The 8,860-nt window shown below is 65.7% G+C and carries 6 protein-coding genes; 2 read left to right on the plus strand and 4 right to left on the minus strand.

The window, feature by feature from the left end:
• A partial coding sequence (locus tag WAN71_RS04845) for a MarR family winged helix-turn-helix transcriptional regulator (protein WP_422224242.1) occupies nucleotides 1-380 on the plus strand: 380 nt, incomplete at its 5' end.
• A gap of 84 nt (nucleotides 381-464) precedes the next feature.
• On the opposite strand, the gene WAN71_RS04850 is transcribed toward WAN71_RS04845, so the two are convergent.
• A complete protein-coding gene (locus tag WAN71_RS04850) occupies nucleotides 465-1,142 on the minus strand; it encodes an MBL fold metallo-hydrolase (protein ID WP_422224243.1) in 678 nt (225 codons plus the stop codon).
• A 111-nt stretch (nucleotides 1,143-1,253) separates the two neighbouring features.
• Here WAN71_RS04850 and uvrA point away from each other — a divergent pair, with 111 nt between their 5' ends.
• Nucleotides 1,254-4,169, plus strand: coding sequence for an excinuclease ABC subunit UvrA (gene uvrA / locus WAN71_RS04855; protein ID WP_422224247.1), 2,916 nt, complete (start codon nucleotides 1,254-1,256; stop codon nucleotides 4,167-4,169).
• On the opposite strand, the gene WAN71_RS04860 is transcribed toward uvrA, so the two are convergent.
• The 3 genes from WAN71_RS04860 to lysX form a co-directional block, all read right to left on the minus strand.
• Nucleotides 4,166-4,414 carry a hypothetical protein gene (locus WAN71_RS04860; protein ID WP_422224244.1) on the minus strand — a complete coding sequence of 83 codons (249 nt, stop codon included), beginning with the start codon at nucleotides 4,412-4,414 and terminating at the stop codon, nucleotides 4,166-4,168. The genes uvrA and WAN71_RS04860 overlap by 4 nt on opposite strands.
• Before the next feature lie 29 nt (nucleotides 4,415-4,443).
• Nucleotides 4,444-5,913, minus strand: a complete 1,470-nt coding sequence (locus WAN71_RS04865) for an alpha/beta hydrolase (RefSeq protein ID WP_422224245.1) — start codon at nucleotides 5,911-5,913, stop codon at nucleotides 4,444-4,446.
• A gap of 79 nt (nucleotides 5,914-5,992) precedes the next feature.
• A partial coding sequence (lysX, locus tag WAN71_RS04870) for a bifunctional lysylphosphatidylglycerol synthetase/lysine--tRNA ligase LysX (RefSeq protein WP_422224246.1) occupies nucleotides 5,993-8,860 on the minus strand: 2,868 nt, incomplete at its 5' end.

Here is an 8,860-nt window from a genome sequence, read left to right on the forward strand (position 1 = left end):
CGCACGCCGGAATCATGCGTGCCATCGCGGCACAGTCGGGTCAATGCCAGCAGGCCCTCAGCGCTCATCTCGGCGTGACTGCCAGCCGGATCGTTGGCTACGTCGACGACCTCGAGAAGCGAGGCTACGTCGAGCGCCGCCGCCACCAGACTGACCGCCGTCTGCACGCCCTTTACCTCACCGAAGCGGGAAGACAGCTGATTGCTGAGCTTTCCGAGCTATCCCGCCAGCGGGAGCGTCGGCTGGTATCCGGGCTTGACCCCGAACAATGCGACGCGTTGCGCGAGCTCCTTGCCAAAGTGGCGCAGCAGGAGGGCCTCACGCCGCTCGCCCACCCCGCTTACCGCACCTTGGGTGATCATCCCAAGCCCTTCGGGTGATCTCCGCGACCACGTCGGATCGGTCGATCCCTGGCCACCGGGATCTGCACACGTCACCGCGCTGAACGGTTTCGCGGCCGCGATTCACCAGCCGCGCTCGCGCCACTCTGCCAGGCTCGGGCGCTCGGCACCCAACGTGGTGTCGTCACCGTGGCCGGGATAGACGACGGTGGAGTCGCCGTAGACATCGAACACTCGGGTGGTCACGTCCTCGAGCAGCTGGGTGAAGTCGCCGGGTTGCCAGGTCTTGCCGACGCCGCCCGGGAACAGGCAGTCGCCGGTGAACAGCTGGGTGACGTCGCCGGTGGCGGGACCGTCAAGCGCGAGCGCAATGGATCCGGGGGTGTGGCCGCGCAAATGGATCACCTCGAACGTCAGCTCACCGATCTGCACGGTGTCGCCGCCGGTCAACAGGCGGTCCGGCTTCACCGGCAGCGGGTCGGCGTCGATCTGGTGTGCGGCGGTCGGCGCGCCGGTGGCCTGCGCTAAGGCTTCCAGCGCCTGCCAGTGGTCGAAATGCTGGTGGCTGGTGACGATCAGCGAGACCTTCGGAGCGTGGTTTTGCACCAGGTCGATGAGCACGTCGGGGTCGTTGGCCGCGTCGATCAGCAACGTTTCCCCGGTCGCGGAACACGTCACTAGGTAGGCGTTGTTGTCCATGGGGCCCACCGACGCCTTCAGGATGGATACGCCCGGCAGAATGCGTTTGGCGGCTGTACCCGGATCGACATGCCCCGTGTAGTTGTCGTCGACGGTCGTCATAAGCGCCACGGTACTGGTCCGCGCCTGCTTGTCGGTATGGGCACATAGCATGGGAATGACGTGTGTGATGAGCCGTCCATAATGACCGCTGAACGACCCGGAAGGGACCCGGTGGCTGACCGCCTGATCGTCAAGGGTGCGCGTGAGCACAACCTACGCAGCGTCGATCTTGATTTGCCGCGCGAAGCGCTGATTGTTTTTACCGGGCTGTCCGGTTCAGGCAAGTCGTCGCTGGCGTTCGACACCATCTTCGCCGAGGGCCAACGACGTTACGTGGAATCGCTGTCGGCCTATGCCCGGCAGTTCTTGGGGCAGATGGACAAGCCCGATGTCGACTTCATCGAAGGGCTGTCGCCGGCGGTGTCCATCGACCAAAAGTCGACCAACCGCAACCCGCGGTCGACGGTCGGGACGATCACCGAGGTGTACGACTACCTGCGGCTGCTGTATGCCCGCGCGGGCTCTCCGCACTGCCCGGTCTGCGGCGAACGGATCGCCCGGCAGACCCCGCAACAAATCGTTGATCAGGTGCTGGCGATGCCCGAAGGCACCCGATTTCAGGTGCTCGCCCCGGTGGTGCGCACCCGCAAGGGCGAGTTCGCCGACCTCTTCGAGAAGCTCAACGCGCAGGGCTACAGCCGCGTCCGGGTCGACGGCGTGGTGCACTCGCTGACCGATCCGCCCAAGCTGAAGAAGCAGGAAAAGCACGATATCGAGGTGGTGGTGGACCGCCTGACGGTCAAGCTCACCGCCAAGCAACGGCTCACCGATTCGGTGGAAACCGCGCTGAATTTGGCGGACGGCATCGTGGTGCTGGAATTTGTCGACCATGAGCACGATGCGCACAACCGGGAGCAGCGGTTCTCCGAGAAGCTCGCCTGCCCCAACGGGCACTCGCTGGCCGTCGACGACCTGGAGCCGCGGTCGTTCTCGTTCAACTCGCCATATGGCGCCTGCCCGGAGTGCGCCGGTCTGGGGATCCGCAAGGAGGTCGACCCCGACCTGGTAGTGCCCGACCCGGATCGCACGCTGGCCGAAGGCGCGGTCGCGCCATGGTCGATGGGCCACACCGCGGAGTACTTCACCCGGATGTTGGCCAGCCTCGGCGAGGCGATGGGCTTCGACGTCAACACGCCGTGGCGCAAGCTACCGGCCAAGGCGCGCAAGGCGATCCTGGAGGGCTGCGACGAGCAGGTGCACGTCCGCTACCGCAACCGTTACGGCCGTACCCGGTCCTACTACGCCGACTTCGAAGGTGTGCTGGCGTTCCTGCAGCGCAAGATGGACCAGACCGAATCCGAGCTGATGAAGGAGCGTTACGAGGGCTTCATGCGCGACGTGCCCTGCCCGGTGTGTGAGGGCACTCGGCTCAAGCCGGAGATCCTGGCGGTCACCCTGGCCGCGGGAAAGCACGGCAAAAAGTCCATCGCCGAGGTCTGCGAACTATCCATCTCAGACTGCGCGGACTTCCTGAACGCGCTTACCCTCGGTACCCGCGAACAAGCGATCGCCGGGCAGGTGCTCAAAGAAATACAGTCGCGGCTGGGCTTTTTGCTCGACGTCGGGCTGGAGTATTTGTCGCTGTCCCGTGCGGCGGCCACGCTGTCCGGCGGTGAGGCGCAACGGATTCGGCTGGCCACCCAGATTGGCTCCGGTCTGGTGGGAGTGCTGTATGTGCTCGATGAGCCGTCGATCGGCCTGCACCAGCGAGACAACCGGCGCCTCATCGAAACGCTCACCCGCTTAAGGGATTTGGGCAATACGCTGATCGTCGTCGAGCACGACTTGGACACCATCGCGCATGCCGACTGGATCGTCGACATCGGACCCAGGGCGGGCGAGCACGGCGGCCGTATCGTGCACAGCGGGACCTATGACGAGTTACTGCGCAACAAAGAGTCGATCACCGGCGCCTATCTGTCCGGCGAGCAAAGCATCGAGACTCCGGCGATCCGGCGTCCTGTTGACAAGCGACGTCGGCTCATGGTCGTCGGCGCACACGAGCACAATCTGCGCAACATCGACGTGTCGTTTCCGCTCGGCGTGCTGACGTCGGTCACCGGTGTATCCGGGTCCGGCAAGTCGACCCTGGTCAACGACATCCTGGCCGCGGTGCTGGCGAACCGGCTCAACGGAGCCCGGCAGGTCCCCGGCCGGCATGTCCGCGTCACCGGCCTGGACCATGTGGACAAGCTGGTCCGCGTCGACCAGTCGCCGATCGGTCGCACACCACGATCCAACCCGGCCACCTACACCGGGGTCTTCGACAAGATCCGCACTCTTTTCGCCGCGACCACCGAGGCCAAGGTCCGCGGCTATCAACCGGGCCGCTTCTCGTTCAACGTCAAGGGCGGTCGCTGCGAGGCGTGCACCGGCGACGGCACCATCAAGATCGAGATGAACTTCCTGCCCGACGTGTACGTGCCGTGCGAGGTGTGTCATGGCGCCCGCTACAACCGGGAAACCCTTGAGGTGCACTACAAGGGCAAGACCATCGCCGAGGTCTTGGACATGTCGATCGAGGAGGCCGCGGAGTTCTTCCAGCCGATCACCGGCATCCACCGCTATCTGCAGACCCTGGTCGATGTCGGCCTCGGCTATGTGCGGCTCGGTCAGCCGGCGCCCACGCTGTCCGGCGGCGAGGCGCAGCGCGTGAAGCTGGCATCGGAGTTGCAGAAGCGCTCCACCGGGCGCACCGTGTACATCCTCGACGAGCCCACCACCGGTTTGCACTTCGACGACATCCGCAAGTTGCTGGACGTCATCAACGGCCTTGTCGACAAAGGGAATACGGTGATCGTCATCGAACACAACCTGGACGTGATCAAGACGTCGGACTGGATCATCGACATGGGACCGGAGGGCGGTGCCGAAGGCGGGACCATCGTCGCCGAGGGCACGCCCGATGACATCGCCGCGGTGCCGGAAAGCTACACCGGCAAGTTCCTTGCCGAAACACTCGGCGGCACTGGGGCATCGACCGGCGCACCGCGGCGGTCAAACCGGCGGCGAAAGGTCAGCGCCTAACTGCCCTCGCGCATCGATTTACGGATTTGGGCCAACCGCTCGGCAGCTGCCTGCTCCCGCTCCTCGTACTGCTTCTCCACGTCGCGGCCCTCGGGGGTCTCGGCATCCAATTCAGCTGCGCCGATTGACGTCTCGTATCGCGTCTCGATCTTTTCGCGGACCGACTCGAACGTCGGAACGCCGGAGCTGGTGTAACCGGGGTCGACGTCGGGCTCGGCGGCGGAACTCGTCGGCTCATCGGGCACGGTTTCACGCTACCCGTGCCATCACCCGGTCACCTGCCGACGGGCACAGCGCGCGGACCCGGAGCCGACATCCGCAGCGGCGACGCGGACGGCAGGCCGATCCACGGCACCCCGGGCGTGTCCAACTGGCTGGCCAGCCAGGGCAGCGCCGCAGCGAAAGCCCTACTTGCGAACGGCCAGTCGTGTTTGCCCGGCTGGGCGACGATCGCGCAGTCGATGCCGTGGGCGCGGCCCACTTTGCATAGCCGCTCGGCGGCATCGGTCTGATCGTTCGAGTAGCCGATATGGTCTTGACCGCCGAGGCCCACCGCGCCGTCGTCGACCGAGAGACTGCGATACCGTTTCGGCGCGTTATCCGACGAAATGTCGAACCAGCCCGAGACATCGTCGTATCGGCCGTGCCTGGTGATCACGGTGGCCGGGTCGAACTTTTCCCACGCGTCGGTGCGGCCGCCGAACAACCGAACGATGGACTGCGCCTTGGTGCCGGCGTCTGGGCCCATGTTGCCGGCGATGTCGACAAACGAGCTGAACAACTCGGGGTGCATGACCGTGAGATCCACCGCGCAAGTCCCGCCCATGGACCAGCCGACGACGCCCCAGTGTGACGCTTGCGGGCTGACGCCGAAGTTCGAAACCATATATGGGACAACGTCTTTAGTCAGATGGTCGGCTGCGTTGCCGCGGCTCCCGTTGACGCATTCGGTGTCGTTGTTGAACGCTCCGCCGGAGTCCACGAAGACGAACACCGGAGCGTTGCCGTCGTGTCCGGCCGCCAGGTCATCGATCGTCTTCACCGCATTGCCGGCCCGAGCCCAGTCGCCGGGCGTGTTGAACTCTCCGCCGATCATCATCACCGTCGGCAGCTGTGGCGGCGGAGAAGTGGCAAACCATGCCGGCGGCAGGTAAACCAGTTCACCGCGATGCTTGAAGTGCGACGCGTCGTCGGGGATCGTCACCGGCACCAGGCTGCCGTGTTGGGGCGCAACGCCCCGGGCCGCCATAGCGGTGACGGTGGCCAGGTCCGTCTGGTCGGGCAGCGGCCCGGCGGTGAGCTGGTTCAACGCGGTCTGCACGGTCGGGAAGTAGCCGACCCACAGGTTGAGCACCAGACCCGTGCTGAGTAGGCACAACGGCACGGCCAGCAGCGATGCGCCCCGCCGCCACCAGGCCGCCGACCGCCAGCCCAGGACCGAGAGCACCACAGCGGCGGCGCTGGAGGCGATCCACCACCACAACAGGTGCGGCGCCGGGTCGTCGGCAAGGCCGCCGGCGGTGATGTACCAGTGCGCCCAAGCAGCCACTCCGGCGCCGACGGCCACCGCCGCCGGCAGCCACAGCAGCCGCCAGCGGCGCGATCGCCACCCGATCGCCAGCAGCAGCACCGTCACGGTGACGGCCTGGACCGTGCCCGGAATCCAGCCGTGCATCAGTGACGTGTGGTGCTCTGCCAGCACCGAGAACGCGAGGATCGTCGGTGAACCCGTCACGTAGTCCATTGTGGTGGTTGTTGGGCGCTTTGAGCACAACTTTCGTCGATCGGTTGTGCAACCGGTACTCGGCGCGATGTGGCGTCGGCTATCGCGGCTTCGCCAGGGGGAACGGCAGCGTCTCGCGGATGCTGCGGCCAGTGATGAGCATGACGACGCGGTCGACCCCCATCCCCAGACCTCCGGTGGGCGGCATCGCGTATTCCATCGCCTGCAGAAAGTCCTCGTCGAGCTCCATGGCTTCGGGATCCCCGCCGGCGGCCAGCAGGGACTGCTCCTGCAGGCGGCGCCGCTGCTCCACCGGGTCAGTGAGCTCGCTGTAGGCGGTGCCCAGCTCGACGCCCCATGCCACCAAATCCCAGCGTTCGGCGATGCCGGCTTTACTGCGATGTGGTCGGGTCAGCGGCGACACTGACAAGGGGAAGTCGATGTAGAAGGTCGGTTGCTCGGTTCGAGCCTCGACCAGATGCTCGTAGAGCTCCAGCACCACCGCGCCGGCGTCCCAGCGCGCCAGATAGGGGATGTGTGCGGCGTCGGACAGTTTGCGCAGCGTGGCCAAACTGGTATCGGCGTCGATCTGCTCACCGAGCGCCTCGGATAACGCCTCGTGCACAGTCTTCACCGGCCACACACCGGAGATGTCGACCGCTTCGAAGCCACCACCGGTCGCGCCCGGGCGGGGCCGCATCACCACCTGCGCGCCGTTCGCGGCCTGGGCAGCGTTTTGGATCAGCTCCCGGCAGCCGTCGATCCAATCGGTGTAGTCGGCGTGCGCCTGATAGGCCTCCAGCAGGGTGAACTCCGGATTGTGGCTGAAATCGACGCCCTCGTTGCGGAACGCGCGGCCCAGCTCGAACACCCGCTCCACACCGCCGACGCATAGCCGCTTCAGATACAGCTCGGGCGCAATCCGCAGGTACAGGTCGAGGTCGTAGCTGTTGATGTGGGTGCTGAACGGGCGAGCGGTGGCACCGCCGTGAATTTGTTGCAGGATCGGCGTCTCGACTTCCAGGAAACCCTTGGCGTTCAAGGTTTCTCTGATGGCGCGCAGCACGCTGCTGCGAGCCGCGATCAGCTCGCGCGATTCGGCATTGATCGCCAGGTCGACATAGCGGCTGCGTACTCGCGCTTCCGGATCGGTGAGTCCCTTCCACTTGTTGGGCAGCGGCCGCAGACACTTGCCGATCAATCGCCAGTTGCGGACCATCAGTGACCGGGTCCCGGTTTTGCTGTATCCCATCTCCCCAGTCACTTCGACCAGATCGCCGAGATCGATGGCCTTGGTGAAATCCCTGGTGCGCCCGCGTTCCAGAACTGAATTCTCCAGCAGCAGTTGCGCTTCCGCTGACCAGTCGCGCAGCTGGGCGAACAGCACACCGCCGAAATCCCGGATGCGCAGCACGCGTCCGGAAACCGACACCGTCGTCTGGTCGTCGCTACCCAATGCCTGGGCGATCGTGTGGCTGGGAGCCTGGCCGACCGGGTAGGCGTCAACTCCGCTGTTCTGCAGCATCTTTAGCTTGGACAGCCGGACTCGCATTTGTTCTGGCAGCCGGCGGTTGCCGTTCTCGCCTGCTGCCAGGTCGGTCCGCTGCAACTCGTCGACGTCCGGTGCCGAGCCGTCGCGATGCAAGAGCCCGCTCGCCAACAGCGTCGGCGGCACCGACGGGTGATGCCCGGTGTGGTGTTCCTTGCGCCGAGTGAATGGCAGCACCAGGAAGCCCTCGGCGATCACCGAGGCGACGCCCACCCGGGGGATCATCCGAGCGTCCTCGTAGCAGGCGTAGCGAGGCACCCAGTCGGGTTGATATTTCGTGTTCGAGCGATACAGCGTCTCTAACTGCCACCACCGCGAGAAGAAGATCAAGAATCCGCGCCACAATCGCGCCACTGGACCGGCGCCCAGTTGGGCGCCCTGTTCGAACGCGGACCTGAACATCGCGAAGTTCAGCGAAATACGGCTGATGCCTAGGCGTTCTGCGTGTAGGGCAAGCTCGGTGATCATCAGCTCGATAGTCCCGTTGGGGGATTCCGGAGCACGACGCATCAGATCGAGCGAAACGCCGTTGCGACCCCAGGGCACCAGCGAAAGCATCGCGACCACAGTGTCGTCGGGTTTGACGGCTTCGACCAGCAGGCAGTCGCCATCGGCCGGGTCGCCGAGCCGGCCCAGCGCCATCGAGAACCCGCGCTCGGTTTGGGTGTCTCGCCATGCATCCGCGTATGCGAGCACCCGCTTCATCTCGTCATGCTCGATGTCGCGGTGTCGGCGGATGCGCACCGTGAGCTCGGCACGGCGCGCCCGCGTCACGGCCTGGCGCACCCCGCGCATCTCTCGGCCCGAGAGCCCGAAGTCGGCGGTGTGCAGAATGGCCTCGTCGCCCAGTTCCAGCGCGTTCAGGCCGGCCTGGCGAAACGCTCTTGCCCCCGCCGAACTGGCACCCATATTCCCTGGCGTCCAGCCGTAGGTCTGGCATTGCGCCAACCAGGCGTCGATGGCCTGCGGCCACGCACGTGGGTCACCTATCGGGTCTCCGCTGGCCAGACAGACTCCGACCTCGACGCGGTAGGTGATCGCGGCGCGGCCGGTCGGCGCGAAAACCACCGACTTGTCTCGGCGAGTGGCGAAGTAGCCCAAGGAGTCGTCCTTGCCGTACAGCTCGAGCAGCCCGCGGATGGCGGATTCGTCCTCGCCGGTGAGTGCATTTTCGGCGCGCTGTGATTGGAACAGCACGATCGCCGCGGCGATCAGCGCCATCGCGCTGAACAAGCCGAAGAGCGCGTTAAGGAAGACGTGCGGCCGGCCCACGAACGAGCCGGGGTCGGCGACGGCGAATCCGACCACCCGGTTCACCACGTAGAACAGCCGGTCCTCGACGGCCAGCGAGCGCGGGAACATCTCGACCAGGACCCAGGACAGCCCGATGCCGATCGCCCACCCGGCCAACAGCACCCC

It is taken from the genome of Mycobacterium sp., from assembly GCF_049280035.1.
Lineage (GTDB): Bacteria > Actinomycetota > Actinomycetes > Mycobacteriales > Mycobacteriaceae > Mycobacterium.

Coding starts and splice junctions, on each gene's coding strand:
- WAN71_RS04850 (WP_422224243.1), bottom strand. CDS start 1,142: ATGACGACCGTCGACGACAACTACACGGGGCATGTCGATCCGGGTACA.
- WAN71_RS04865 (WP_422224245.1), bottom strand. CDS start 5,913: ATGGACTACGTGACGGGTTCACCGACGATCCTCGCGTTCTCGGTGCTG.